Annotated in this window: 25 protein-coding genes; 8 read left to right on the top strand and 17 right to left on the bottom strand. The window is 68.1% G+C overall.

Features of this window, described 5'->3' with window-relative positions:
- Positions 1 to 149: 149 nt before the first annotated feature.
- Positions 150 to 1,715, bottom strand: coding sequence for a 2-isopropylmalate synthase (locus tag ASG72_RS10935; RefSeq protein WP_056712089.1), 1,566 nt, complete (start codon positions 1,713 to 1,715; stop codon positions 150 to 152).
- A 414-nt stretch (positions 1,716 to 2,129) separates the two neighbouring features.
- Between ASG72_RS10935 and pdxY the strand changes: the two genes are divergently transcribed.
- The 4 genes from pdxY to ASG72_RS10915 all read left to right on the top strand — a co-directional run bounded on the left by pdxY (position 2,130) and on the right by ASG72_RS10915 (position 7,108).
- Positions 2,130 to 2,978 carry a pyridoxal kinase PdxY gene (gene pdxY, locus ASG72_RS10930; protein ID WP_056712086.1) on the top strand — a complete coding sequence of 283 codons (849 nt, stop codon included), beginning with the start codon at positions 2,130 to 2,132 and terminating at the stop codon, positions 2,976 to 2,978.
- A 141-nt stretch (positions 2,979 to 3,119) separates the two neighbouring features.
- Complete coding sequence (locus ASG72_RS10925; protein WP_056712083.1) at positions 3,120 to 4,253, top strand: hypothetical protein; 1,134 nt, start codon at positions 3,120 to 3,122, stop codon at positions 4,251 to 4,253.
- A complete protein-coding gene (locus ASG72_RS10920) occupies positions 4,250 to 4,999 on the top strand; it encodes a hypothetical protein (RefSeq protein ID WP_082540266.1) in 750 nt (249 codons plus the stop codon). Before ASG72_RS10925 ends, ASG72_RS10920 begins: the two co-directional genes overlap by 4 nt.
- Before the next feature lie 39 nt (positions 5,000 to 5,038).
- Positions 5,039 to 7,108, top strand: a complete 2,070-nt coding sequence (locus ASG72_RS10915) for a M3 family metallopeptidase (protein WP_056712080.1) — start codon at positions 5,039 to 5,041, stop codon at positions 7,106 to 7,108.
- A 60-nt stretch (positions 7,109 to 7,168) separates the two neighbouring features.
- Here ASG72_RS10915 and ASG72_RS10910 read toward each other — a convergent pair whose 3' ends face one another.
- From ASG72_RS10910 to ASG72_RS10895, 4 genes are all read right to left on the bottom strand, one after another.
- Positions 7,169 to 7,498 carry a hypothetical protein gene (locus ASG72_RS10910; protein WP_056712077.1) on the bottom strand — a complete coding sequence of 110 codons (330 nt, stop codon included), beginning with the start codon at positions 7,496 to 7,498 and terminating at the stop codon, positions 7,169 to 7,171.
- Between the two features lie 159 nt (positions 7,499 to 7,657).
- Positions 7,658 to 8,689: an ABC transporter substrate-binding protein gene (locus ASG72_RS10905; protein ID WP_082540265.1), complete on the bottom strand. Its 1,032-nt coding sequence runs from the start codon at positions 8,687 to 8,689 to the stop codon at positions 7,658 to 7,660.
- A 95-nt stretch (positions 8,690 to 8,784) separates the two neighbouring features.
- Positions 8,785 to 9,573, bottom strand: a complete 789-nt coding sequence (locus tag ASG72_RS10900) for an ABC transporter permease (RefSeq protein WP_056712073.1) — start codon at positions 9,571 to 9,573, stop codon at positions 8,785 to 8,787.
- 55 nt (positions 9,574 to 9,628) lie between these two features.
- Positions 9,629 to 10,492 (bottom strand): ABC transporter ATP-binding protein, encoded by an 864-nt coding sequence (locus tag ASG72_RS10895; RefSeq protein ID WP_056712067.1) that lies wholly within the window; start codon positions 10,490 to 10,492, stop codon positions 9,629 to 9,631.
- Positions 10,493 to 10,701: 209 nt separating this feature from the next.
- Between ASG72_RS10895 and ASG72_RS10890 the strand changes: the two genes are divergently transcribed.
- Positions 10,702 to 11,226, top strand: coding sequence for a DedA family protein (locus ASG72_RS10890; protein ID WP_244488766.1), 525 nt, complete (start codon positions 10,702 to 10,704; stop codon positions 11,224 to 11,226).
- A gap of 58 nt (positions 11,227 to 11,284) precedes the next feature.
- Here ASG72_RS10890 and ASG72_RS10885 read toward each other — a convergent pair whose 3' ends face one another.
- The 4 genes from ASG72_RS10885 to ASG72_RS10875 all read right to left on the bottom strand — a co-directional run bounded on the left by ASG72_RS10885 (position 11,285) and on the right by ASG72_RS10875 (position 13,605).
- The gene (locus tag ASG72_RS10885; RefSeq protein WP_056712059.1) at positions 11,285 to 11,491 is read right to left on the bottom strand and encodes a hypothetical protein; all 207 of its coding nucleotides are present in this window, start codon (positions 11,489 to 11,491) and stop codon (positions 11,285 to 11,287) included.
- 24 nt (positions 11,492 to 11,515) lie between these two features.
- Positions 11,516 to 11,689: a hypothetical protein gene (locus tag ASG72_RS20725; protein WP_156395900.1), complete on the bottom strand. Its 174-nt coding sequence runs from the start codon at positions 11,687 to 11,689 to the stop codon at positions 11,516 to 11,518.
- A 219-nt stretch (positions 11,690 to 11,908) separates the two neighbouring features.
- Positions 11,909 to 12,928 (bottom strand): ketol-acid reductoisomerase, encoded by a 1,020-nt coding sequence (gene ilvC, locus ASG72_RS10880; protein ID WP_056712058.1) that lies wholly within the window; start codon positions 12,926 to 12,928, stop codon positions 11,909 to 11,911.
- A 14-nt stretch (positions 12,929 to 12,942) separates the two neighbouring features.
- Positions 12,943 to 13,605 (bottom strand): TetR/AcrR family transcriptional regulator C-terminal domain-containing protein, encoded by a 663-nt coding sequence (locus tag ASG72_RS10875; RefSeq protein ID WP_056712055.1) that lies wholly within the window; start codon positions 13,603 to 13,605, stop codon positions 12,943 to 12,945.
- A gap of 145 nt (positions 13,606 to 13,750) precedes the next feature.
- Here ASG72_RS10875 and ASG72_RS10870 point away from each other — a divergent pair, with 145 nt between their 5' ends.
- On the top strand, positions 13,751 to 14,296 hold the full coding sequence (locus ASG72_RS10870) for a DUF924 family protein (RefSeq protein ID WP_056712595.1): 546 nt from the start codon (positions 13,751 to 13,753) through the stop codon (positions 14,294 to 14,296).
- Between the two features lie 7 nt (positions 14,297 to 14,303).
- Here ASG72_RS10870 and ASG72_RS10865 read toward each other — a convergent pair whose 3' ends face one another.
- The 5 genes from ASG72_RS10865 to ASG72_RS10845 are packed head-to-tail and all read right to left on the bottom strand — an operon-like array spanning position 14,304 to position 18,291.
- Entirely contained in the window at positions 14,304 to 14,516 is a 213-nt protein-coding gene (locus tag ASG72_RS10865) for a hypothetical protein (RefSeq protein ID WP_056712051.1), read from the bottom strand.
- An 18-nt stretch (positions 14,517 to 14,534) separates the two neighbouring features.
- On the bottom strand, positions 14,535 to 15,071 hold the full coding sequence (gene ilvN, locus ASG72_RS10860; protein WP_056712049.1) for an acetolactate synthase small subunit: 537 nt from the start codon (positions 15,069 to 15,071) through the stop codon (positions 14,535 to 14,537).
- Positions 15,068 to 15,781 carry a glutathione S-transferase family protein gene (locus ASG72_RS10855; protein WP_056712045.1) on the bottom strand — a complete coding sequence of 238 codons (714 nt, stop codon included), beginning with the start codon at positions 15,779 to 15,781 and terminating at the stop codon, positions 15,068 to 15,070. The genes ilvN and ASG72_RS10855 overlap by 4 nt, the downstream gene beginning before the upstream one ends.
- On the bottom strand, positions 15,778 to 16,488 hold the full coding sequence (locus ASG72_RS10850; RefSeq protein WP_056712042.1) for an aspartate/glutamate racemase family protein: 711 nt from the start codon (positions 16,486 to 16,488) through the stop codon (positions 15,778 to 15,780). Before ASG72_RS10850 ends, ASG72_RS10855 begins: the two co-directional genes overlap by 4 nt.
- 39 nt (positions 16,489 to 16,527) lie before the next feature.
- Positions 16,528 to 18,291 (bottom strand): acetolactate synthase 3 large subunit, encoded by a 1,764-nt coding sequence (locus ASG72_RS10845; RefSeq protein WP_056712039.1) that lies wholly within the window; start codon positions 18,289 to 18,291, stop codon positions 16,528 to 16,530.
- Positions 18,292 to 18,687: 396 nt separating this feature from the next.
- On the opposite strand from ASG72_RS10845, the gene ASG72_RS10840 reads away from it, so the two are divergent.
- Positions 18,688 to 20,145: a GGDEF domain-containing protein gene (locus ASG72_RS10840; RefSeq protein WP_082540264.1), complete on the top strand. Its 1,458-nt coding sequence runs from the start codon at positions 18,688 to 18,690 to the stop codon at positions 20,143 to 20,145.
- Here the strand turns inward: ASG72_RS10840 and miaA are convergent, their stop codons facing one another.
- Positions 20,146 to 21,060 carry a tRNA (adenosine(37)-N6)-dimethylallyltransferase MiaA gene (gene miaA / locus ASG72_RS10835; RefSeq protein WP_082540263.1) on the bottom strand — a complete coding sequence of 305 codons (915 nt, stop codon included), beginning with the start codon at positions 21,058 to 21,060 and terminating at the stop codon, positions 20,146 to 20,148.
- Between the two features lie 18 nt (positions 21,061 to 21,078).
- Between miaA and serB the strand changes: the two genes are divergently transcribed.
- Positions 21,079 to 21,960 (top strand): phosphoserine phosphatase SerB, encoded by an 882-nt coding sequence (serB, locus tag ASG72_RS10830; protein ID WP_056712031.1) that lies wholly within the window; start codon positions 21,079 to 21,081, stop codon positions 21,958 to 21,960.
- Positions 21,961 to 22,044: 84 nt separating this feature from the next.
- On the opposite strand, the gene ASG72_RS10825 is transcribed toward serB, so the two are convergent.
- Together ASG72_RS10825 and ASG72_RS10820 are read right to left on the bottom strand one after the other, a co-directional pair.
- Entirely contained in the window at positions 22,045 to 23,571 is a 1,527-nt protein-coding gene (locus tag ASG72_RS10825) for a Do family serine endopeptidase (RefSeq protein WP_056712028.1), read from the bottom strand.
- A 130-nt stretch (positions 23,572 to 23,701) separates the two neighbouring features.
- Positions 23,702 to 23,887 carry a DUF2065 domain-containing protein gene (locus ASG72_RS10820; protein WP_056712022.1) on the bottom strand — a complete coding sequence of 62 codons (186 nt, stop codon included), beginning with the start codon at positions 23,885 to 23,887 and terminating at the stop codon, positions 23,702 to 23,704.
- Between the last annotated feature and the right edge of the window lie 4 nt (positions 23,888 to 23,891).

The raw sequence follows: 23,891 nt of genomic DNA, 5'->3' as shown, positions 1-23,891 counted from the left end.
CCGGATTCATGGCGCAAGCGGGTGGCCGGGGGGCTGATAGGCACGGGACGCAAAGCGAAAGGCGGAGCCTGCGCCCCGCCTTCCCCTATCTGTCCTGGTCAGCGGTCCGGAGCCCGGCTCGGCCCCGCCGCCGGACGCAAGGCGGGACCTTACTCCGCCGCCGCCTGCGAATGCAGCCTGCCGCCCTTGGCGACGAGCTTGTTCAGCGCGACCAGATAGGCCTTGGCCGACGAGACCAAAGTATCGGGATCGGCGCCGCGCCCGGTGACGGACGAGCCGTCCTGCGACAGCCGTACCGAGACCTCGGCCTGCGCATCGGTCCCCTCGGTCACGGCATGGACCTGGTAGAGTTCCAGCATCGCCTCATGCGGGACGATCGCCTTGATCGCGTTGAAGACGGCGTCGACCGGGCCGTTGCCCTCGGCCTCCTCGGTGACGACGCGCCCTTCGACGTCGAGCCGCATCGTCGCACGCTGCGGCCCGCGCGTGCCGGCGATGACGGTCAGCGAAACCAGCTTCACCCGGTCATGCGCGGAGGCGATGTTCTCGTCCACCAGCGCCTCGATATCCTCGTCATAGACGTGCTTCTTGCGGTCGGCGAGCGCCTTGAACCGCGTGAAGGCGTCCTCCAGCTGGTTGTCGCCGAGATCATAGCCCATCTCCTTCAGCTTGGAGCGGAAGGCGGCGCGGCCGGAATGCTTGCCCATCACCAGCGAGGTCTTGGAGACGCCGACCGATTCCGGGGTCATGATCTCATAGGTCTGGGTGTGCTTGAGCATCCCGTCCTGATGGATGCCGCTCTCATGCGCGAAGGCGTTCCGCCCGACGATCGCCTTGTTGTACTGGACCGGGAAGGAGGTCGCGGTCGCGACCAGCTTCGAGGCGCGGTTGAGCAGCGTCGCGTCGATGCCGGTCTCGAAGGGCAGCACGTCGGAGCGCGTGCGGATCGCCATCACGATCTCCTCCAGCGCCGCATTGCCCGCCCGCTCGCCGATGCCGTTGATCGTGCACTCGATCTGCCGGGCGCCGCCCTCCAGCCCCGCCAGCGTGTTCGCCACCGCCAGGCCGAGATCATTGTGGCAATGCACCGAGAAGATCGCCTTGTCGGAATTCGGCACGCGCTCGCGCACCGTCCGGAACAGGGCGCGATACTCGTCGGGCGTCGTATAGCCCACCGTGTCGGGGATGTTGATCGTGGTCGCGCCGGCCTTGATCGCCGTCTCGACGCAGCGGCACAGGAAATCGATCTCGGTGCGGGTCCCGTCCTCGGCCGACCACTCGACATCCTCGACCCAGTTGCGCGCCCGCGCCACCGAGGAGGCGACCAGCGCCAGAACCTCTTCCGGCTCCTTCTGCAGCTTGTACTTCATGTGCACCGGCGAGGTGGAGAGGAAGGTGTGGATGCGCGGCTTCACCGCCGCCTTCACCGCCTCGCCCGCCCGGTCGATATCCTTTTGCCCGGCCCGCGCCAGCCCGGCGACGGTGGCCCGCTTGACCCGTTTGGCGACAGCGGACACCGCCTCGAAATCGCCGTCCGAGGCGATCGGGAAGCCGGCCTCGATGATGTCCACGCCCATCGCGTCGAGAAAATCGGCGACCTCCAGCTTCTCCTCGAAGGTCATGGTGGCACCGGGGCATTGCTCGCCGTCGCGCAAAGTCGTGTCGAAGATCAGCACCCGGTCCTTGGGCGATACGGTCTGGTTATGGTCGGTCATGGTCTCGGATCCTGGAAAGATCGCGCCGCGCGGGAGATGCAGGCAGGCGCAGGGGCTCTGAAGGCGGTTCTCGTCACTCCCCTGAGCGCCCAGGCATGCATGCCCGGCCGGCCCTCAGGGGCGGCTAAGGAGAAGAAGCAGGCCGAGACCCGGGACGGCGCGCATGTCGACGGCGCGCGCTGCGGCGCGGCGGCTGATGTCGACAGGGGTGGCGAATGCGGCCACGAGCGATCCTCTTGGGTTGCTCCCTGCATAACCGATCGGCACGGGGCAATGCAAGCGCGGCATCGGGCGCAGGCGCGGCCGGGCTCCATGCGGCGGCGCCGGGGCCATTCATCACCGCTTTGCATTGGTTTCGGCCGCGCCAGCGGCTAGGTTGCCGCGACATTACAAGCGGACCCGCATTCCACCATCATGAACATCCTCTCGATCCAGTCGCATGTCGCCTTCGGCCATGTCGGCAACGCCTCCGCCGTTTTCCCGATGCAGCGCCTCGGCGTCGAGGTCTGGCCGATCCACACCGTGCAATTCTCCAACCACACGGGCTATGGCGCCTGGAAGGGCCGGGTCTTCGACGGCGGGATGATCGAGGAGGTGATGGAGGGCATCAGCGAGCGCGGCGTGCTGCCCTCCTGCAACGGTGTGCTATCCGGCTATATGGGTTCGGCCGATATCGGCCACGCCATCCTCGGCAGCGTGGAGCGGGTGCGCGCCTCCAACCCCAAGGCGCTGTATTGCTGCGATCCGGTGATGGGGGATGTCGGCCGCGGGGTCTTCGTGCGCCCGGGCATTCCGGAGTTCATGCGCGAGCAGGCGGTGCCGGCGGCCGATATCGTGACGCCGAACCAGTTCGAACTGCAACTCCTGACCGATATCGAGATCCGCACCGTCGCGGATGCGCATCGCGCCGTGGATGCGCTGCGCGAGGCCGGGCCGAAGGTCGTGCTGGTGACCTCGCTCGACACCGAGGAGACACCCGATGGTTCGCTCGACCTGATGGCCGCCGATTCACGCGGCGCCTACCGGGTCCGCACGCCGAAGCTCGACGTCAATGTGAACGGTGCCGGCGATGCGATCGCGGCCCTGTTCTTCGTGCATTACATGCGCGAGAGCTCCGCCGCCGCCGCACTCGGCAAGGCCGCCTCCTCGATCTACGGCCTGCTCAAGCGCACCAAGGAGGCCGGTTCCCGCGAGATCCTGACCGTGGCGGCACAGGACGAGTTCGTCACGCCGAGCCAGCTATTCGTGCCGGAGGCGCTCTGAGCCGGTGATGCGCCCCGCCCCAGCCCGCCTCTCCCGCCACGCCCGCTCCGGCGCATCGCGAAGCCGTGCCGCGTGGACTGCGCAAGCAGGCGCCTCGGATCCAGGACGCAGGACGCGCGGCGGCCGGGGCGACGCCTGCCCATGAAGCTGCGCCTCGGCACGTTCAACGTCGAGAACCTGCTGACGCGGCAGCGTTTCCAGCCGCAGGGCGGGCGCACCGAGACCGATGCGGCGATGTCGCTGTTCCATTTTCCCCGCGCCGAGGAACGCGCCGCGGTCGAGCGCTCCCTGGCCGTCGCGCTGGAAGACGACAAGCGCCAGATGACGGCGCTGGCGCTGGCGGAGGCCAAGGCCGATCTCTGGATGCTGCAGGAGGTCGATTCGCTCGCCAGCCTGCAGGCCTTCTTCGCCAATTACGTGCATCGCATCGCCGATCATCGCTATGGCCATTTCACCCTTCTCGGCGGCAATGACCGCCGCAATATCGAGATCAGCTTCACGGCCCGGCGCGATCTGCTGACGCCGGAGCAGATCAGCGTCCGCTCCTATCGCGATATGAGCTTCGCCGAGGCCGGAATCCGCGATCCGGCGCTGCGCAGCTTCGGCATCGGCCCGCATCACAAGGTGTTCGCCCGCGATTGCCTCGAAGTGGCGCTGGATTTCGGCGATCGCAAGCTCAGCCTGTTCGGCTGCCACCTCAAATCGATGGATGCCGGCCGTGCGGAAGGGCGCCAGGCGACGCTGCCGCTGCGCCGGGCGGAGGCGCAGGCGGTGCGGCGCATCGTCACCACCCGCTTCGGCGAGGGCTGGCGCGAGGCGAATTGGGCCATCCTCGGCGATCTCAACTGCTATCGTTACGGGCTCGGCCCGCTCGCCGCCATCACCGACGAGGGGGAGAGCGGGCTCGAACCGCTGCTCGAGGATTTCGCCGTGGATCCGATGGGTGCCCTGCCCGCCCATGAGCGCTGGACGCATTTTCACCGCGGCTGGTCGGAGAGCCTGCAGGCCCTGACGGAAACCCATGCGCCGCTCGATTACATCCTGCTGTCGCCGGCGCTGGCCGCCGCCAATCCCGACCCGGCGATGCAGATGATCCGGCGCGGCCTGCCCTATCGCGTCCCGCTCGATCCGCGCGCGCCGGACCGCTCGATCGCGACGCTCGCGACCAGTGGCGACCGCTATCCGCGCATCGGCTGGGACAGGCCGAAAGCCTCCGACCATTGCCCGCTGACCATCGACCTGGTCATTCCGGCCGGCCGGCGGAGCGCGGCATGAGCGCGAGCGAGGCGGGAGAATCCGGCGTAGCCGGCGTGCAGGACGATGTGGTGCTGGCGCTGTCGCATCTCGAGGCGCGGGTCGAGCCCTATGACTGGCCCTTCGCGCGCGAGCGCGCGCAGGAGATCGAGGCGCATTGGCGCCGCGTCAGCGCCGGCAAGCCCTCCATGTTCAACGGCCGGGTGCTGCTGCAGCACCGGCTGTCGCTCGCGGACGGTATCTGCCGCGCCGGCTATTTCGCCGTCGATTACGCCGCCTTCCTGACCTGGCGCGACAGCGGCCATCCCGGTCGCGGCCTCCGCAACGGCTTCGCCATGGCGGCGCTGCGTGCCAGGGACGGGGCCTTTCTCTGCGGCGTGATGGGCGAGCACACCGCCAATCCCGGCAAGGTCTATTTCGCGGCCGGCACGCCCGATCTCGGCGACACCCGCGCCGATGGCTCGCTCGACCTGGCCGGCAGCGTGACCCGCGAGCTCTTCGAGGAGACCGGGCTCCTGCCCTCCGAGGTGACGGTGTCGCAGGAATGGCAGGCGGTGACCGCGCCGGGGCGCATCGCCTTCATGCGCCCGGTCGCGATCGACCTGCCGGCGGAGAAGGCGCGCGCGCTGATGCTGGAGCGGATGGCCCGCCAGCAGGAGCCGGAACTCGCCGACATCGCCATCGTCAGGGATGTCCGCGACGCCGCGGCGCTCGACATGCCGCCTTTCATGCGCCGTTATCTCGACCATATCTGGACCGGCGGCTGACCGCCGCGCCAGCCTCGCCCCTCTCGTCCGGACATCGCCATGACGCTCGCGCCCGAAGCTCTCGATCTGCCCGCCGACAACCCCTTCGCCCGCGTCTGGACGACGCCGTTCCGCCTGCCGCCTTTCGCCGAGATCACCACCGATCATATCCGCGCGGCGTTCGAAGCGGCCCTCGCCAAGCACCGCGCCGAGATCGACGCGATCGTCGCCGATCCGGCGGTGCCGGATTTCGCCAACACGATCGAGGCGCTGGAACGCGCCGGCCGGGCGCTGTCGCGAGTCGGCGGCGTCTTCTACAACCTGACCGGAGCCCATACCAACGAGGCGCTGCAGGCGATCGAGCGGGAGATGTCGCCGCTGACCTCGCGCCATTGGTCGGCGATCATGATGGACCCGAAGCTGTTCGCCCGGGTCGATGCCGTGAACGCCCGGCGCGAGGCGCTCGGCCTCGATGCCGAGCAGGCCAGGCTGCTGGAGCGCACGCATCGCGGCTTCATCCGCTCCGGCGCGCAGCTCGACGCAGCGGGCAAGGCGCGGCTGGCGGCGATCAACGAGCGCCTGGCCGAGCTCGGCACCCGCTTCGGCCAGAACGTCCTCAAGGACGAATCCTCCTATGCGCTGGTCATCGCGGATCAGGACGGCCTGGCCGGGCTGCCCGGCTTCGTGGTCGCCGCCATGGCGCAGGCCGCTTCCGATCGCGGCCATGAGGGCAGGCACGCGGTGACCCTGTCACGCTCGATCATCGAGCCCTTCCTGACCTTCTCGACCCGGCGCGACCTGCGCGAGGAGGCCTTCCTGGCCTGGAGCCGGCGCGGCGAGAACGGCGGCGAGACCGATAATCGCGCGATCGTCGCCGAGATGGTGCGGCTGCGCGCCGAGAAGGCGACGCTTCTCGGCTTCCGCACCTTCGCCCATTTCAAGCTCGACGACAGCATGGCCAAGAGACCGGAGAATGTCCGCGAGTTGCTCGAGCTGGTCTGGCGGCCGGCCAAGATGCGGGCGGCGAGAGAGGCCGCCGAGCTCGCCGCTCTGGCACAGTCGGAAGGCGAGAACGGGCCGATCCGGCCCTGGGACTGGCGCCACTACGCCGAAAAGGTGCGCCAGCAGACCTACGCGCTCGATGAGGCGGTGCTGAAGCCCTATCTCCAGCTCGACCGGATCATCGCCGCCGCCTTCGACGTGGCCGGCCGGCTGTTCGGGCTCAGCTTCGTCGAGCAACGCGATCTGCAGGGCTATCACCCCGATGTCCGGATCTGGGAGGTGCGCGAGGGCGAGCGCCATATCGGCCTGTTCATCGGCGATTATTTCGCCCGCGCCTCCAAGCGCTCCGGCGCCTGGATGAGCGCCTTCCGCGGCCAGCGCAAGCTGGACGGGGAGACGCGGCCGATCATCGTCAATGTCTGCAATTTCGCCAAGCCGGCCGAGGGCCAGCCGGCGCTGCTGTCGGTCGACGATGCCCGGACGCTGTTCCATGAGTTCGGCCATGCGCTGCACGGGCTGCTCTCGGATGTCCGCTATGGCTCGCTGGCCGGCACTTCGGTGTCGCGCGATTTCGTCGAACTGCCCTCGCAGCTCTACGAGCACTGGTTCCTGACCCCGGAGGTAATGCAGCGCTATTGCCTGCATGCCCAGACCGGAGAGCCGATCCCGGCGGAGCTGATCGAGACGATCAAGCGGGCGCAGACCTTCAACCAGGGCTTCGCGACAGTCGAATACACCTCCTCCGCGCTGGTCGACCTCGCCTTCCATTCGCTCGAGCAGCCCGGGGAGATCGATGCGCTGGGTTTCGAGGCGGCGGAGCTCGCCCGGCTCGGCATGCCGGCCGAGATCACCATGCGCCACCGCACGCCGCATTTCACCCATGTCTTCTCGGGCGACGGCTATTCCGCCGGCTATTACAGCTATCTCTGGTCGGAGGTGATGGATGCCGATGCCTTCAACGCCTTCACCGAGACCGGAGACGTGTTCTCGGCCGAGATCGCTGCGCGGCTGAAGCGCTACATCTATTCGGCGGGCGATACCCGCGACGCGGCCGAGGCCTATACGCTGTTCCGCGGCCGGCTGCCGACGCCCGACGCCCTGCTGGCCAAGCGAGGCCTGGCGGCCTAGCGGCCGGCGGCGGCGAGGCGCCGCGGCTCACATCGGCTGAAGGCGGGGTGCCGGCCCGGCTCAGGGGTAACCGAACCGCGCCTTGGTCGCGCGGATCTGGCTGGTCGCGCCGGCATCATTGCCGCCGGCACAGCTCTGGCGGGCGGCGGCGATCTGGGCGCTGACCTGGGCGTGCACGCCCTTGGTGGTGTGTCCGGTAGCGAGGTCATTGTCCATGACCGCCTGGAAGCGCTCGACCTCGCCGGAGCAGCCCGCGCCCGACGGCATCCGGAAGCTATTGGGCGTGACCCCGGCGGCGGCCTGCTCCGGCGGCGGAGCGGCCGGCGGCGCCGCCGTCTGGCAGGCGGAGAGCGCGAAGGCGCAGAAGACGATGGCAGGCAAAGCGCGCATGGGCCGGACTCCGGAGATCAGCGGCGCATCATTGGCTGATTCCCGAAGCGGGGGGAATGGGCCTGGCCCAAGCCCCCCTTCTCAAGCGCCCGGTCGGCGAAGCCGGGTCCTGCGATTGCCCCGAGGCGAAGACTCGCCCCGGGGGGTGGCGCGGCCGGCTCAGCTGCCGGCATTCGCCTTCTTGGCGAAGCTGTCGATGAAGGTCTTGCCGAGATCGACGTCGGACTTCGCCATTTCGGGGTCGAGCAGCTTCAGCGCGTCATACATGCTCTTCATCCCCTCGGGCGTGGAGACGCCGGTGCGGGAATAGCTTTCGAGCGAGTTCTTCACCGAGCGCAGATAGAGCGGCTTGTCGCCGAGATGGTATTCCGCCGGCACGAGATCGGCGACATCCTCCGGCTTCGCCGTCTCCAGCCATTTCAGCGCCTTGACCAGGGCGTTGGTCAGCTTCTGCGTGGTGACGGGGTTCTTCTCGGCGAAATCGTTCTTGAGATAGAGCACGGCCGCGGGGTTCGAGCCGCCGAACAGCGCCTTGGTCCCGGCCTCGGTGCGGGTGTCGATCAGCGCCACGACATCGCCATCCGCCTCCAGCTTGGAGGTGACGGGGTCGAGATGCGAGATCACGTCGACCTGACCCTGCTTGATCGCCGCCACCGCGCTGGCCCCGGCACCGACGCCGATGATCGGCGCGTCGGTCGCCTTCAGCCCGGCCTTGACCATGGCGTATTGCGCGGTCAGCGCCGTGGAGGAGCCGGGCGCGGTCACGCCGATCTTCAGCCCCTTGAAATCGGCCGCCGACTTGACCTTGTCGGCGAGCTCCTTGCGCACCGCGATGGTGATGCCGGGGAAGCGCCCGAGCTCGACCACCGCGCGGATGTCCTGGCCCTTCGCCTGCATGCGGATGGTGTGCTCATAGGCACCGGTGACGACGTCGACCGAACCGCCAACCAGGGCCTGGAGCGATTTCGCGCCGCCGCCGAAATCATTGATCGTGACGTCGAGCCCCTGCTCCTTGAAGAAGCCCTTCCGCTCCGCCACGGTGAGCGGGAGATAATACAGCAGCGCCTTGCCGCCGACCCCGAGGGTGACGTTGGGCTTTTCGGCATTCTGGGCCTGCGCCCCCGCAGGCGCGAAGCCGAGCGAGGTGGTCAGAGCGAGCGCAGCCAGCGCGGCGCGACGAGAGATCGTCATGGATGTTCCTCCGGTTGAACGAATTGCGCTTCTCAAGAGCGCATTGGCGGCGAGGATAGGCGCGATCGCACGGTCTGGGCAACCATGCCGCCCGCCTACACGGTCCGCGCATTCTGCTGCGGCTTCCAGACCAGCAGGCGCTTCTCGATCAAAGTGACCAGCGAATCGATCGCGATCACGAAGATCATCAGGATGACCATGCCGGAGAACACGCCCGTGACGTCGAAGACGCTCTCGGCCTCGTGGATCTTGTAGCCGAGCCCGGCCGAGGAGCCGAGATATTCCCCGACCACCGCCCCGACCAGCGCGAAGCCGACCGAGGTGTGCAGGCTGGAGAACATCCAGGTCAGCGCCGAGGGCCAGTAGACGTGGCGGAACAGCTGGCGCTCGTTCATCCCCAGCATGCGGGCATTGGCCAGCACCGTCGGCGAGACCTCGCGCACGCCCTGATAGACGTTGAAGAACACGATGAAGAAGACGAGCGTGAAGCCGAGCGCCACCTTGGACCAGATGCCGAGCCCGAACCACAGCGCGAAGATCGGCGCCAGCACCACGCGCGGCAGCGCGTTCGCCGCCTTGATATAGGGGTCGAACACCGCCGCGAGCAGCTCCTGCCGGGCGAAGGTGAAGCCGAAGAAGATGCCGGCGGCCGAGCCGATGACGAAGGCGAGCACGGTTTCGGTCAGGGTGATGCCGAGATGGTAATAGATCTCGGTGCCGGTCAGCTGCGTCCAGGTCCGGCCGATCACCGCGGCCGGCGTCGAGAAGAAGAACTGGATCGTCTTGACGTCGCCGAGCAGCGGGTAGGCGGTCACGACGTGCCAGATCAGCAGGGCGACGACCATCACCATCGCCTGGAGGAAGAGCAGCCTGGCGCGCTTCATGTCGCGGCTCCCGCACGCGCCATCGGCTTTGCGCAAGGACGATCCATCATCCCGCTCATGCCCCCGCCCCCTCGACCAGCTCGCGGCCTTCACCCATCGCATAGGCCTTCTGCACCTCGACCCTGAGCGACGCCCAGATGTCGCGATGGATCTCGTGGAAGGCGCGGTCCAGCCTGATCTCCGCGATATCGCGCGGACGCGGCAGCGAGACCCGGTAATCCGCCACGATGCCGGCGGCCGGCCCGGCCGACATCACCACGACACGGTCCGAGAGCGAGATCGCCTCCTCCAGATCATGGGTGACGAAGATCAGCGCCTTGCGGTCCTTCGACCAGAGATCGAGCAGGAGATTGCCCATGATCTGCCGGGTCTGCGCGTCGAGCGGCCCGAAGGGCTCGTCCATCAGCAGGATTTCCGGGTTGCGGATCAGCATCTGCGCCAGGCTGACGCGCTTGCGCTGCCCGCCCGACAGCATATGCGGGTAGCGGTCGACGAAGGCGCGCAGGCCCACCCGGGCCAGCCAGTCGCGCGCCTGCCGGTCGGCCTCCGCATCGGCGACGCCCATCGGCTCGAGCGCCACTTTCACATTCTCGAGCGCCGTCTTCCACGGCATCAGCGCATCCTGCTGGAAGAGATAGCCGGCGCGCCGGTTCAGCCCGGCCAGCGTCTCGCCGAAGATCGAGACCCTGCCCGCCGACGGCGCCAGCAGCCCGGCCGCGGCGTTGAGCAAGGTGGATTTGCCACAGCCCGTCGGCCCGACGACCGAGACGAACTCCCCCGCCGAAACGGTGAGGTCGATCCCCGTCACCGCCTTGTAGCGCTGGCCGCCTTCGATATGGAAGGTGATGTCGATGCCGGCGAGATCGACGGCTGCCGCTGCCGGTGCCTGCGCGCGGGCGCCCCCTTGCGGCTGTGCCATGGCGTCCAAAGCGTATCCCCATCCTGCGCGGGCGCGCGTGGCCGATGGCCCGGCGCCCGTCCCGTTTCGATTTGGCCGGGACAGTAGAGCATCGGGGGGATCGGAGGGAACCCCTGCGCGGCTGCGCCGCTTGACCGGAGGTTTGTCGATTGCTTCTCGCCTCCACAGCGGCGATAAGCCAGCGCCCTCACCGCTTGGTACAATCTGACATGGCTCAACTTGAATCCTGGATGCACTGGCTCGTCGAGTTCATGCGGGCCAATCAGGAATGGGCTGTGCCCATCGTCTTCCTGGTGGCCTTCTGCGAGTGCATCGCCTTCCTGTCATGGCTCGTCCCGGCGACCGTGTTCTTCACGGCCTTCGGCGCGGTGGCGGGCGCTTCTGGGCTGAACCTCGTTCCGCTCTCGCTCGCCGCCACGGCGGGCGCGGGCATCGGCTTCTGGCTGTCCTATTGGGCGGGGCGGGTGCTGGGGCCGCGCGTCGGCGATTTCTGGCCGCTGAACAAGAACCCGCAGCTCCTGGAGCGCGGCCATGCCTTCTTCGAGAAATGGGGGTTCGCCAGCATTCTGATCGGCCATTTCTTCGGGCCGATGCGCGCGGTCATCGCGATCGTCGCGGGCATCGTCAACATGCCCTTCGTGCCGTTTCAGATCGCGAACTGGCTGGCCTCGGCGGCCTGGGCCTTCAGCCTGCTCTATGGCGCGGGCCGCATCACCGAGATGATGACGCGCTGAACCGGCGCGGCCGGCGCTGTCGTCGACCCGCCGCGTTCCGTCTCCCGGCCTGCGTCGGTCAGGTGCCGACGCCGACGAGCAATCCGGCGATCACCGCCAGCACCAGGCCGACGCCGAGGACCATCAGGACCGGGAAACCCCGGCGGCCCGCCTTGGCCTCGACGGCGGTCTCGACCACCGGCCTATCCTGAACCTGCTCGGGCTGGCTCGGCGCCTCACCGGTCCGCGGGACGGGCCGGTGCGTCTGGGCGTTGTAATCGGTCATGATTCGTCTCCGTGTTGGAGCGGGTCAGCTGGCCATCAGGCCGAGCGACGTGGCGAGCAGCGCAAAGGATGATGCGCCGAATACGAGCGTGGCCAGGGTCAGGCGATCGGCGTCCCTCTGCCGCGTCGCTGCGATGGCGCGTGCCTGGCGTGCGAAATGCGGCACGATGCGCCGGTCGTCGAACGGTCCTCTCATCATCAAGAAGCTCCCCAGGTGACCCCGCCTGAGCCCTCAACGCCTGCGGCCTCCGGCTGTTCCCTCGTTCTCGCGCCAGCGCCTCCTCGAACGCGAAAGCGGGCGCATCGCTGCGCCCGCTCCCCATGGCGGATCAATCGGATCAAGGCGTTGCGCGCTCTTGCTGAATCACCGGCGCAAGCGCCTGATTCAGATCCTCAAGCGCGCCTCGCCGGGCCGCGTTCAGTTCTTGCTCTTGTCGACCAGCGCCTTGGCCTTGATCCAGGGCATCATGTCGCGGAGCTTGGCGCCGACTTCCTCGATCGGATGGGCGGCGTAGCGGGCGCGGGTCGCCTTGAACGAGGTCTGGTTGACCTTGTTCTCCAGCATCCAGTCGCGGGTGAACTTGCCGGACTGGATGTCGGTGAGGACGCGCTTCATCTCGGCCTTGGTCTCGGCGGTGATGATGCGCGGGCCGGTGACGTATTCGCCGTATTCGGCGGTGTTGGAGATCGAGTAGTTCATGTTCGCGATGCCGCCCTCATAGATCAGGTCGACGATCAGCTTCACCTCGTGCAGGCACTCGAAATAGGCCATCTCCGGCGCATAGCCGGCCTCGGTCAGCGTCTCGTAGCCGGCCTTGATCAGCTCGACCAGACCGCCGCAGAGCACCACCTGCTCGCCGAACAGATCGGTCTCGCATTCCTCCTTGAAGGTCGTCTCGATGATGCCGGCGCGGCCGCCGCCATTGGCCGACGCATAGGAGAGGCCGAGGTCATGGGCGTTGCCGGTGGCGTCCTGATGGATCGCGATGAGCGTCGGCACGCCGCCGCCACGCTGATATTCCGAGCGAACGGTGTGGCCGGGGCCCTTCGGCGCGACCATCAGCACGTCGAGATCCTTGCGCGGCTCGATCAGGTTGAAATGCACGTTGAGGCCATGGGCGAAGAGCAGCGCAGCGCCCTGCTTCATGTTGGCGTGCAGCTCGTCGCGATAGATGTCGCCCTGCAGCTCGTCGGGGGTCAGCATCATCATGATGTCGGAGACCTTGGCGGCCTCGGAGGGGGTCATCACGGTGAAGCCGGCCTCCTCGGCCTTCTTGCGCGTGGCGGAGCCGGCCTTCAGCGCGATGACCACGTCCTTGACGCCGGAATCGCGCAGGTTCAGCGCATGCGCATGGCCCTGCGAGCCATAGCCGACGATGCAGACCTTCTTGCCCTTGATCAGATTGATGTCGGCATCACGATCGTAATAGACGCGCATGGTTTTCTCCTGTGTCACGCGTTGGCTCTGTCCAGGCCCGGACCGGCTTCGGCCGCGCCGTAGAGGGTGAAGAACTGGGTGGTGGCGCGCTCGGCATCGCGCGCGATCTCCGCGGCGGCGAGCGTCAGCGTGTCGCCGAGCAGCAGGCGGATCTGCACGTCGCGTCCGACCAGCCCCATGAAGCTGCGGAAGGCGGTTTCCGTATCCTCGAAGGCGAGCAGCCCGGCGTCGCGGCCGGCCTCCAGCACCGGCTTCAGCCGCTCGCCGATGGCGAAACGCCCATTGGCCAGCACGATGCGGCCGAGATCGCCCTCGCCCGAGGCCGCCTGGCTGATCGCGATGCGGTTCAGCGCGATCGAGGTGCTGCTGGAAATCACCTCCAGCCAATTGGCGGCGAAGCGGACCAGGCTGTCGCGCAGCGCCGTGGCATCGAGCGCCTGGCGGTCGAAATTGCCGGCGCGAACCTTCGAGGCCTGCCATTGCACCGTCGCGGTCAGCAGCCCGTTACGGTCGCCGAACCATTTGTACAGCGTCTCCTTGGAGCAGCTGGCCCGCCGCGCCACCGCGGTCATCGTCAGCTGCGCACCCTGCTCCACCATCAGGCCGAGCACGGCATCGAGCACCGCCTGCTGGCGGGCCGTCAGGCCTTCGCTCGGGGTCTCGGAGGGGATGGTCATGGCGTCGCGTCAGTACCGTACGTTACGGTTCTGCCAATAGCGGGGCTCGGCGCTCCAGGCAAGAGAAATAGCGCAGCCGCGCTTTGCATCGCCAGGGTGTTCAGCGCCGGCCCGCTCCGCGCTATGAGTGCATCAGGAGGACGCGATGCCGCAACACCAGCCCGACGACATCATCCGGTTCTGGCGCGACGCTGGACCCGAAAAATGGTTCGCCAAGGACGAGGCTTTCGACGCGGCCATTCGCAGCCGCTTCCTCGCAGACCATGAGGCCGCTGCTGCGGGCGCATTGTCGGCCTGGGAAGCCACGCCCGAGGGCAGCTACGCCCTGCTGCTGCTGCTCGACCAGTTCCCGCGCAACCTGTTCCGAAATTCCGCGCAGGCCTATGCCAGCGATGAGGCGGCACTCGCCGTCGCCGATCGCGCCATCGCACGGGGCTTCGACCAGGCCTTCCCCCTCCCCGAGCGGCGCTTTTTCTATACGCCCCACATGCATGCTGAGGATCTGGCCCAGCAGGAGCGCTGCATCGCGCTCTGCGCCGCTAGCGGCGATGCGGAAGGTGTGACCTATGCGGTGATCCACCGCGACATCATCCGCGATTTCGGCCGGTTTCCCCATCGCAACACGGTGCTCGGGCGGGAGACCACGCCGGAGGAGCAGGCCTTCCTGGACGCCGGCGGCTTCAGCGGCTGAGCCCGGCTCAGCTTCCGGCCTGCAGGGCATAGCGCTGCAAAGCGAGCGCCGCGATCGTCAGCACGAAGCCCGCCCACCAGAGCGGCGAGCGCAGGCTCCTGCCGCTGCCGGCCGGCTCGGCGGGTGCCCGCCCGCTCACCCGCTGCACGATCGGCCAAGCGAAGCAGGCGAGGCCGAGAATGCCGAGCCCGATCGCGAGATGGTTGAGGTCGAGAGTCATCAGGCGCGATCCGCCCGGTCACATGGCGTCGGGCCCGCGGCTCATCGCGGCGATGCCCGTCCGGGAGACTTCCGTCAGCCCCACCACCGTCATCAGCTTGATGAAGCGCTCGATCTCGTCGGTGGAGCCCGTGAGTTCGAAGACGAAGGAGGTGAGCGACGCATCCAGCGTGCGCGCGCCGAAGGCCGCCGCCAGCCGCATCGCTTCGACACGCTGCTCGCCCTTGCCCACCACCTTGACCAGAGCGAGCTCCCGCTCGAGCGCCTCGCCCTGCAGGGTCAGGTCGACGACGCGATGCACCGGCACCAGCCGGTCGAGATGCGCCTTGATCTGCTCGATCACGTTCGCGGTGCCGGAGGTCACCACGGTGATGCGCGAAATATGCTTCTCATGCTCGGTCTCGGAGACCGTCAGGCTTTCGATGTTGTAGCCGCGGCCGGAGAACAGCCCGGCGATCCGCGCCAGAACGCCCGGCTCGTTGTCGACGATCACCGCCAGCGTATGCCGTGCGCTCGGCTGGATCTTCGGCGCGTTGGGGTAATGCGAGGTGTTCATCGATCGGCCTGGCTCTTGCTGAGGTGAGGTCTGTGGTCGGTGAGGACGGGCTCGTCGGCCTCGTCCTCCGGAATGATCCAGGGCTCGGCGAGCGCGCCCATGCGCCAGCTCCTGAAGCCGGCCGTGTCCTTCACGGCGGCGACATAGGCGGCGCAGACCGCGTCCAGCGGCACCGAATAGCCGGCGAACCGCGCCACCACGGGGGCATACATGGCGTCGGCGGCGGAGAACGCCCCGAACAAGAAGGGGCCGCCCTGCCCGAACCGGCTGCGCGCCTCACGCCAGATCTGGGCGATCCGCGCGACATCCGCCGCGACCTTCGGCCCCCGGTCCCGCTCCGGATGGACCCGGGCGATGTTCATCGGGCAGGCGCCGCGCAGGGCGCCGAAGCCGGCATGCATCTCGGCCGCGATCGAGCGGGCCATCGCACGCGCGGCGCCCTCGCGCGGCCAGATCGCGCGATCGGGAAAGCGATCAGCGAGATATTCCATGATCGCGAGCGAGTCCCAGACCTGGATCTCGCCATCGACCAAAGCGGGCACCTTGCCGGCCGGGGTGAAGGCGGAAATCGCGCGCTTCCATTCGGGGTCGTCGAAACTCGGCCCGAACGGGATCAGCACCTCCTCGAAGGGAACGCCGAACTCGGTCATGAGCAGCCAGGGCCGCAGCGACCAGGAGGAGTAATTCTTGTTGGCGATGATCAGCTTCATGCGGCCCGGCTCGCAGGTTCGGCGATGAAATCGAGAGCCGCATCGACATGCAGACGCGTGGTGTCGAAGACCGGCAGCGCCAGATCCTCCTGGGCGATCAGCAGCCCGATCTCGGTGCAGCCCAGAATGACGCCGTCGGCGCCCTGCCCCGCCACCGCCTCGCCGATGATCTCGAGATAGCGCGCCTTGGAGCCGGGCTCGATGCGCCCGCGGCAGAGCTCCTCATAGATGATCCGGTGCACCTCGAGGCGCTGCGTCTCGTCGGGCAGCAGCGTCTCGACGCCATGTGCCAGCAGCCGGTCGCGGTAGAAGCGCTGCTCCATGGTGAAGCGGGTCGCCAGCAGCAGCGGCCGCCGGCTCGTGCCGGCGCGGATCGCGCGGGCCGTGACGTCGGCGAGATGCAGGAAGGGCGTGCGCGTCGCGCCCGTGATCCGGTCGGCGAGCTTGTGCATCGTGTTGGTGCAGAGAAGGATGCAGCGCGCCTGCGCCCGCTCCAGCCGGCGCGCGCTGTCGGCCAGCACATCGCCCGCCGCATCCCAGTCGCCCTGCGCCTGCATCTCGGCGATCGGGGCGAAATCGAGCGAATGCAGCATCACATCCGCCGAATGCAGCCCGCCGCCACGCGCGCGGGCGCCCTCGTTGAGCAGCCGGTAATAGACCGCAGTCGATTCCCAGCTCATGCCGCCGATCAGGCCGATCGTGGTCATCGGTGCCGTTCCCCCAGCCTTCGAAGCGCGTGCGGCCGGTCAGACCAGCTGCTTGCCCTTGGCGTCGATGATGTCGCCCGTATCGCCCTCGAAATCGGGCAGGATCATCTCGTTATGCGCCTTGCCCGACGGGATCATCGGGAAGCAGTTCTCCTGCTTGGCGACGAGGCAGTCGAAGATCACGGGCTTCGGCGTCTCGATCATTTCCATGATCGCATCGTCGAGCGTCGCCGGATCCGAGCAGCGTATGCCATGGCCGCCATAGGCCTCGGCCAGCTTGACGAAGTCCGGCAGCGATTCCGAATAGCTCTCGGAATAGCGCCCGCCATGCAGCAGCTCCTGCCACTGCCGCACCATGCCCATATATTCGTTGTTCAGGATGAAGATCTTGACCGGCAGGCGGTACTGCACCGCCGTCGACATCTCCTGCATGTTCATCAGGATCGAGGCCTCGCCGGCGATGTCGATCACCAGCGCCTTGGGATGCTTCATCTGCACGCCGATCGCCGCCGGCAGGCCGTAGCCCATGGTGCCGAGCCCGCCCGAGGTCATCCAGCGATTGGGCTCCTCGAATTTGAAATACTGCGCCGCCCACATCTGGTGCTGGCCGACCTCGGTCGTGACATAGGTGTCGCGCCCCTTCGTCAGCTCATAGAGCCGCTGCACCGCATATTGCGGCTTGATGATGTCGGTCGTGTTCTTGTAGCCGAGGCTGTTGCGCGCCCGCCAACCCTCGATCTGCGTCCACCAGGCGGTCAGCGCCGTCTTGTCGATCTGCGGGCTGGTCTCGCGCCAGATCCGGACCATGTCCTCCAGGACATGGGCGCAATCGCCGATGATGCCGATATCGACCTTGACGTTCTTGTTGATCGAGGACGGGTCGATGTCGATGTGGATCTTCTTCGAGCGCGGCGAGAACGCATCGAGCCGCCCGGTGATGCGGTCGTCGAAACGCGCGCCGATATTGATCATGACGTCGCAATCATGCATCGCCAGATTGGCTTCGTAGGTGCCGTGCATGCCGAGCATGCCGAGCCATTGCCGGTCGGCCGCCGGGAAGGCGCCGAGCCCCATAAGCGTCGAGGTCACGGGATAGCCGGTCAGCCGCGCCAGTTCGCGCAGCAGCGCCGAGGCGTGCGGGCCGGAATTGATCACCCCGCCGCCGGTGTAGAACACCGGCTTCTTCGCCTTGGCGATCAGCTCCACCGCCGCCCGGATCTTCGAGAGATCGCCCTTGACCACCGGCCGGTAGGTCTTGTGCTGGTTGTCCCGCGGCCGCGAATAGCTGCCGGTGGCGAACTGGATGTCCTTGGGGATGTCGACGACGACCGGGCCCGGCCGGCCATTGGCGGCGACATAGAAGGCCTCGTGCAGGATCCGCGGCAGGTCCGCGATGCTCTTCACGAGGTAGTTGTGCTTGGTGCAGGACCGCGTGATGCCGACCGTATCGCATTCCTGGAACGCATCCGAGCCGATCAGATGCGTCGGGACCTGGCCGGTGATGACCACGAGCGGGATCGAATCGAGCAGCGCGTCGGTCAGCCCGGTGACGGCGTTTGTCGCGCCCGGCCCGGAGGTGACGAGGACGCAGCCGACCTTGCCCGATGTCGAGCGCGCATAACCCTCGGCCGCATGCACCGCGCCCTGCTCGTGGCGGACGAGCACGTGCTTGACCTTGTCCTGCTGGAAGAGCGCGTCGTAGATCGGCAGCACCGCGCCGCCGGGATAGCCGAACAGATGTTCGACGCCCTGGTCCTGAAGCGCGCGGACGACCATCTCGGCTCCGGTCATCATCTCGCTCATAACTGTTCTCCTGCAGCGGTCGGGTAGCGGGTCGGAAAGGCGGGCGGAAAGCGGGCAATAAAAAAGGCCCTCTCGGGGCCTGGACGTGCGCTGGCGTCGGGGACGCGCGGTTCTGAAGAACCGGCCCCTAGCAGCGCACCCGTACGATAATAAGCTTGCGCATCACGCCATCAGCCTTTCGGAAAGTTGCTGGACGCTAAACGAGCTTTCGAGCCCGGTCAAGAGCGTCGCGCTGCAGCCGGGGGCCGCGGCTGGCCCGCTGGATGCGCCGTCAGGCTTCGGGCTAGCTACGCCCCTCCATCCGATTTCGATCGGCTTATCTCGTCTTCCGCAGGATTCGGGAACACTTTTTCAACGCGGGCGGTGTAGCTTACCGTGAGTTGTGCCGAGAACGACATGTATCAGGAAGTTCACACCGATAACATCCCTCTCCGGGCTCATGCGCCCGAGGTGGCGGAACTCCTGCGCATCTTCGCCCTCGAGCAGCCCGGCCCGGGGGGTGCGCGCCATGAGACCCTGCTCGCCCGGCTGATGCCGGACTATGGCGAGGAGCTGATGGTGATCGCTCCGACCGGGGATGGCGACTACGAATATACCCATTACGGCCGCGAGATCACCCGCTATATCGGCGGGTCGCGGCTCGGCGACCGCATCTCGACCATGACCCCGCAGGTCGCGAAATTCACCCGCGCCTGCTATGACCGGGCGCTCGCCGACGGCCGGCCGACCTACACCGTCCACCGCTCTCTCAAGACGATGCGGGTGGCGCTCTGGGAGCGGCTCATCCTGCCGACCACGGCCGAGGACGGCCGGCGCTTCCTGATCGTCTTCAGCCGCCCGCTGCAGTTCCGCGAGGAGCTGCTGACCACGGTGCTCGACACCTCGCCCTCCGGCATCGTCGCCATCCGCGTCCAGCGCGACGAGGACGGCAATGTCGACAGCGCCATCATCATCACCGCCAACCAGCGCGCGGCCGCGATCGGCGGGGTCAGCGACAATCTCCACGACCAGGAGCTCCGGCAGGCCCTGCCCTTCCTGGCCGATCCGACGATCTGGCGGCGCTGCGTCTATGCGATCGAGCTGCGCCGGGCCGATCTGATCGAGACCTCCTTCGAGCGCGACGGGCGGGCGGTCTGGCTGCAGATCGCGCTGGCGCCGCTCGGCGACGGGCTGGTCCTGACCATCACCGACGTCTCCGAGCTGATGATCGCCAACCAGACCTTGCAGAGCCGCGCCGCGACGCTGGCGCTGGAGATCGGGCGCGAGCGCGCCACCCGGCGGGCGCTGTCGCAGGAGATCGGGCAGCGCGAGGAGCGCGAGAAGGAGCTGCGCCGCCTCGCCGAGACCGACCCGCTGACCGCGCTCCTGAACCGGCGCTCCTTCATCGAAAAGGCCAATCAGGCGATCGAGGCGAGCGAGGCCGAGCGCCAGGCGACCTCGCTGATCATCATCGACCTCGACCATTTCAAGGCGGTCAACGACAGCCATGGCCACCCGGCCGGGGACGCCGTCATCCGCGCCTTCGCCGATCTCCTGCTCGGCAGCCTGCGCTCGCCGCGCGACCTGGTCAGCCGCTTCGGCGGCGAGGAATTCGCGGTGTTCCTGCCGAATTGCCCGCGGCAATGCGCGCTGGCGGCGGCGGAGACGATCAAGCAGGCGCTCGCCGGCCGCGACCTGCCGGTGTCGGAGACGCTGGCGCTCAACGTCTCCGCCAGCTTCGGCGTCGCCACCAGGCGTCAGGGCGAGAGCTTGACGCAATGCATCGAGCGCGCCGACAGGGCACTGTACCGGGCCAAGCACGAGGGCCGCAACCGGATCTGCGAGGCCGAGGATCCGGTCTCCGTCGCGGCCTGATCAGCCGCCGAGCCGCGCCAGGGCCAGCGCAAGCGCATCCTCCGGCGCGACCGCCTCCCAACCCTGCATCTGGTGCCGGAACCAGGTCACCTGCCGCTTCGCATAGGCACGGGTATCGGCCTGGCCGCGCGCCACCGCCTCCTTCAGGCTGCAGTCACCGTCGAGATGGGCGATCAGGCCGGGCACGCCATGGGCGCGCATCACCGGCAGCAGCGGATCGAGCCGGCGCGCCCGCAGCGCCGCCACCTCCTCCAGCGCGCCCCCGGCCATCATCGCCTCGAAGCGCTGGTCGATGCGCGCGCGCAAGGCCTCCCGCTCCGGCATCACGAACAGCCTGAGCAGCGGCAGGCCGGAGAGCGGACCCGGCCGCCGCGCTCCCTGGAAGGAGGCCAGCGAGCGCCCCGTCGCCAGCACGATCTCGAGCGCGCGCATGATCCGCAGCCGGTCGCTCGTGCGCAGCCGCGCCGCCATTTCCGGATCGCGCTGCGAAAGCTCCTCATGCAGCGCCTGCGTCTCCAGTCCCGCGACGCGCTCGCGGAACTCAGCGCGCAGCGCCTCCGGCACCGGCGGCATGTCGGAGAGCCCCTCGGTCAGCGCCTTGAAATAGAGCCCGCTGCCGCCGACCAGCACCGGCAGCGACGCGCTCTGCGCGAGCTCGCCGAGCAGCGGCCCGATCTCGGCGGCATAGCGCATGGCGGAATAATTCTCGGCGCCGTCGACATGGCCGTAGAGCCGGTGCGGCACGCTCGCCTCCTCCGCCGCGCTCGGGCGCGCCGACAAAACGCGGAGATCGCGGTAGACCTGCATGGAGTCGGCGTTGATCACGGTGCCGCCGAAGCGCCTCGCCAGCGCCATCGCCAGCGCCGACTTGCCGCTGGCGGTGGGACCTGCGATGAGCACCGCCCTGATCGTCATGCTGTCCCGGTGCTCCCCATGTATGTCGCCACGCTCGTTTCCGCCCATGGCGAAGCCCTGATCGACGAGCGCCTGCTGTCCGGCCTCGCCGCAGCCCTGCCTCTCGCCCGGACGGAGCGGCTGGACGGCGCGGTCGCGGTCGATCTCTTCGCGGAAGCGGCCGATCCACGCAAGCTCGAAGCGGATATCCGCGCCGGTCTCGGCGAGGCGAGGATCGACATTCTGGTCCAGCCGGCTGCCGGCCGGCGCAAGAGCCTGTTCCTCGCCGACATGGATTCCACCATGATCGGCCAGGAATGCATCGACGAGCTCGCGGCCTTCGTCGGGCTGAAGGAGATGGTGTCCGAGATCACCGAGCGGGCGATGCGCGGCGAGATCGCCTTCGAGCCGGCCCTGCGCGAGCGCGTTTCGCTGCTGAAGGGGGTCAGCCTCGGCGTGGTCGACGAGATCATCGCCGAGCGCATCACCCTGACCCCGGGCGGCGCCGCCCTGGTGCGCACCATGCGCGCGAATGGCGGCTATACGGCGCTGGTTTCGGGCGGCTTCACCGTCTTCACCGGGCCGCTCGCCGGCATGATCGGCTTCGACGAGCACCGCTCCAACACGCTGCTGGCGCAGAACGGCATCCTGACCGGCGAGGTCGCGGAACCGGTTCTCGGGCGGCAGGCCAAGCTCGACGCGCTGCTGGAGCTGCGTGGCAGGCTGGGGCTTTCGCCCGAGCAGACGCTGGCGGTCGGCGACGGCGCCAATGATCTCGCCATGCTGGCTGAGGCCGGGCTCGGCGTCGCCTTCCGCGCCAAGCCTGCGGTCGCGGCGGCGGCCCATGCCCGGCTCGACCATGCCGACCTCACCGCGCTGCTCTATGCGCAAGGCTATCGCGGCGACGAGATCCTGCGCTGATCCCCCAGCCGCCGCGCGGCCCGCGCCACGAAAAAGGGCGGCCCCTGCGGGCCGCCCTCGTTTCTGCCCGTCCGGGCAGCCGTCTCAGTTCGTGGAGACCGCCACGAAGCGGACCTCGCCCTGCGCGTTGGACACGAGCAGCAGGACCGACTTCTTGCCTTCCTTCTTCAGCGCATCGAGGCGCCTGGTGACCTCTTCGGGGGTGTTGACCGGCTCCTGGCCGATCTCGACCACGAGCTCCCCGACCGAGATCCGCTTGTCGGCGGCGTTGGAGTTGGGCTCGACCTTGGTGATGACGACGCCCTTGGTGCCTTCCTTGATCGAGTAGCGCTTCTTCAGCTCCTCGGTCTGCGGCGAGAATTCGAGGCCCAGCGCCGTGGTCACACTCGGCTTCGCCGGCTCGGTCGGCGTCTTCTGCGAGGCCGCGACGACCTTCTCGCCATCCTCGAGACGGCCGAGCTTCACCGTCTTGATCATCTCCTTGCCCTTGCGGACCACGGTGACCGGCACGTCCTTGCCGACCGGGGTCGCGGCGACGATCCGCGGCAGGTCGCGGGAATCCTTGACGTCCTTGCCGTCGAACTTGGTCACGACATCGCCAATCTCGAGCCCTGCCGGCTTGGCGGGACCCTTGTCGTCGACGCCGGCGATCAGCGCGCCGCGTGCCGTGCCGAGGCCGAGCGCCTCCGCCGTCGCGTCGTCGACGCTCTGGATGCGCACGCCGAGCCAGCCGCGGCGGGTCTCGCCAAACTCGCGCAGCTGCTCGATGATGTTGGTCGCGAGCGACGAGGGCACCGCGAAGCCGATGCCGACCGAGCCGCCGGTCGGCGAGAGGATCGCGGTGTTGATGCCGATGACTTCGCCGCCCATGTTGAACAGCGGGCCGCCGGAATTGCCCTTGTTGATGGCCGCGTCGGTCTGGATATAGGTGTCGTAGGGACCCTGGCTGATGTCGCGGTTGCGGGCCGAGACGATGCCGGACGAGACCGAGCCGCCGAGGCCGAAAGGGTTGCCGATCGCCATCACCGGATCGCCGATGCGCATCGCGTCGGAATTGCCGAACCTGACGAAGGGCAGCGGCTTGTCGTGCTTCACACGCAGCACGGCGAGATCGACCTTGGCGTCCTTGCCGATCACCTCGGCCTTGAGCCGCAGGCCGCTGTTGAAGATCACCGTGATCTCGTTGGCGTCGCCGATGACGTGATTATTGGTCACCACGATGCCGGAGGCGTCGATGACGAAGCCCGAGCCGGCCGATTGCGAGCGGCGCTGCTGCGGCGGCTGCCCCGGGCCCTGACCCTGGCCCTGCCCCGGCTGGCCCTGGCCGCGACGGTTGAAGAACTCCTCGAAGAGGTCGCCGAAAGGCGTGTCGGGCCCGAGCTGCGGCAACTGCGGCAGGGTCCGCCCGCGGGTCTCGGCCGTGGTCACGGCGGCGATGTTGACGACGGCCGGCATGACCCGCTCGACCAGATCGGCGAGGGAGGCGTGGCCCTGCTGGACCAGCGGCGCAGGGGTCTGTGCCGGTGCGAGCGCGGGGAACGCGACCACGGCAGCGCAGGCGGCGCCGGCGAGCAGCGCAGTGCGGGTAGCCTTGAAGGAGTGAACTGCCATCTGTGTCCTCGTCGAGAAAAACTGGCCCAGGCAGAATTATGTCGGCTCATGGGACAAGTGAACAGCTTGAACCGCAAAATGCGGCGGAAGGGCGACGCACGATCGCGTCATGTTCCCTTCGGGCGGGCGCTCAGCCCCGCACCAGCCAGACCAGCAAGACGCCGAGCACGGCCGAGCCGAGCCCGATGAGGCGCATCACGTCCGCGGGTGTTTCGGAGGCGCTGCGAAGCGCCTCCTTGGCCAGATTGGGCGCCGCCGCGAAGAGGATGCCCTCGATGGCGAAGACCAGTCCGATCGCCGCGACGAAATCAAGCATGCGG

The sequence above is a fragment of the Allobosea sp. Leaf344 genome, from assembly GCF_001426225.1.
Taxonomy (GTDB): Bacteria; Pseudomonadota; Alphaproteobacteria; order Rhizobiales; family Beijerinckiaceae; genus Allobosea.
This window is presented reverse-complemented; position numbering and strand designations above follow the sequence as displayed.

Coding starts and splice junctions, on each gene's coding strand:
- ASG72_RS10850 (WP_056712042.1), bottom strand. CDS start 16,488: ATGACCACGATCGGCCTGATCGGCGGCATGAGCTGGGAATCGACTGCG.
- ASG72_RS10900 (WP_056712073.1), bottom strand. CDS start 9,573: ATGAAGCGCGCCAGGCTGCTCTTCCTCCAGGCGATGGTGATGGTCGTC.
- ASG72_RS10925 (WP_056712083.1), top strand. CDS start 3,120: ATGAAGCTGCGCCTCGGCACGTTCAACGTCGAGAACCTGCTGACGCGG.
- ASG72_RS10910 (WP_056712077.1), bottom strand. CDS start 7,498: ATGCGCGCTTTGCCTGCCATCGTCTTCTGCGCCTTCGCGCTCTCCGCC.
- ASG72_RS10915 (WP_056712080.1), top strand. CDS start 5,039: ATGACGCTCGCGCCCGAAGCTCTCGATCTGCCCGCCGACAACCCCTTC.
- ilvN (WP_056712049.1), bottom strand. CDS start 15,071: ATGAACACCTCGCATTACCCCAACGCGCCGAAGATCCAGCCGAGCGCA.
- ilvC (WP_056712058.1), bottom strand. CDS start 12,928: ATGCGCGTCTATTACGATCGTGATGCCGACATCAATCTGATCAAGGGC.
- ASG72_RS10920 (WP_082540266.1), top strand. CDS start 4,250: ATGAGCGCGAGCGAGGCGGGAGAATCCGGCGTAGCCGGCGTGCAGGAC.
- ASG72_RS10825 (WP_056712028.1), bottom strand. CDS start 23,571: ATGGCAGTTCACTCCTTCAAGGCTACCCGCACTGCGCTGCTCGCCGGC.
- ASG72_RS10865 (WP_056712051.1), bottom strand. CDS start 14,516: ATGACTCTCGACCTCAACCATCTCGCGATCGGGCTCGGCATTCTCGGC.
- ASG72_RS10905 (WP_082540265.1), bottom strand. CDS start 8,689: ATGACGATCTCTCGTCGCGCCGCGCTGGCTGCGCTCGCTCTGACCACC.
- ASG72_RS20725 (WP_156395900.1), bottom strand. CDS start 11,689: ATGATGAGAGGACCGTTCGACGACCGGCGCATCGTGCCGCATTTCGCA.
- ASG72_RS10840 (WP_082540264.1), top strand. CDS start 18,688: ATGTATCAGGAAGTTCACACCGATAACATCCCTCTCCGGGCTCATGCG.
- ASG72_RS10870 (WP_056712595.1), top strand. CDS start 13,751: ATGCCGCAACACCAGCCCGACGACATCATCCGGTTCTGGCGCGACGCT.
- miaA (WP_082540263.1), bottom strand. CDS start 21,060: ATGACGATCAGGGCGGTGCTCATCGCAGGTCCCACCGCCAGCGGCAAG.
- ASG72_RS10885 (WP_056712059.1), bottom strand. CDS start 11,491: ATGACCGATTACAACGCCCAGACGCACCGGCCCGTCCCGCGGACCGGT.
- serB (WP_056712031.1), top strand. CDS start 21,079: ATGTATGTCGCCACGCTCGTTTCCGCCCATGGCGAAGCCCTGATCGAC.
- ASG72_RS10890 (WP_244488766.1), top strand. CDS start 10,702: ATGGCTCAACTTGAATCCTGGATGCACTGGCTCGTCGAGTTCATGCGG.
- ASG72_RS10875 (WP_056712055.1), bottom strand. CDS start 13,605: ATGACCATCCCCTCCGAGACCCCGAGCGAAGGCCTGACGGCCCGCCAG.
- ASG72_RS10820 (WP_056712022.1), bottom strand. CDS start 23,887: ATGCTTGATTTCGTCGCGGCGATCGGACTGGTCTTCGCCATCGAGGGC.
- ASG72_RS10845 (WP_056712039.1), bottom strand. CDS start 18,291: ATGAGCGAGATGATGACCGGAGCCGAGATGGTCGTCCGCGCGCTTCAG.
- pdxY (WP_056712086.1), top strand. CDS start 2,130: ATGAACATCCTCTCGATCCAGTCGCATGTCGCCTTCGGCCATGTCGGC.
- ASG72_RS10935 (WP_056712089.1), bottom strand. CDS start 1,715: ATGACCGACCATAACCAGACCGTATCGCCCAAGGACCGGGTGCTGATC.
- ASG72_RS10855 (WP_056712045.1), bottom strand. CDS start 15,781: ATGAAGCTGATCATCGCCAACAAGAATTACTCCTCCTGGTCGCTGCGG.
- ASG72_RS10895 (WP_056712067.1), bottom strand. CDS start 10,492: ATGGCACAGCCGCAAGGGGGCGCCCGCGCGCAGGCACCGGCAGCGGCA.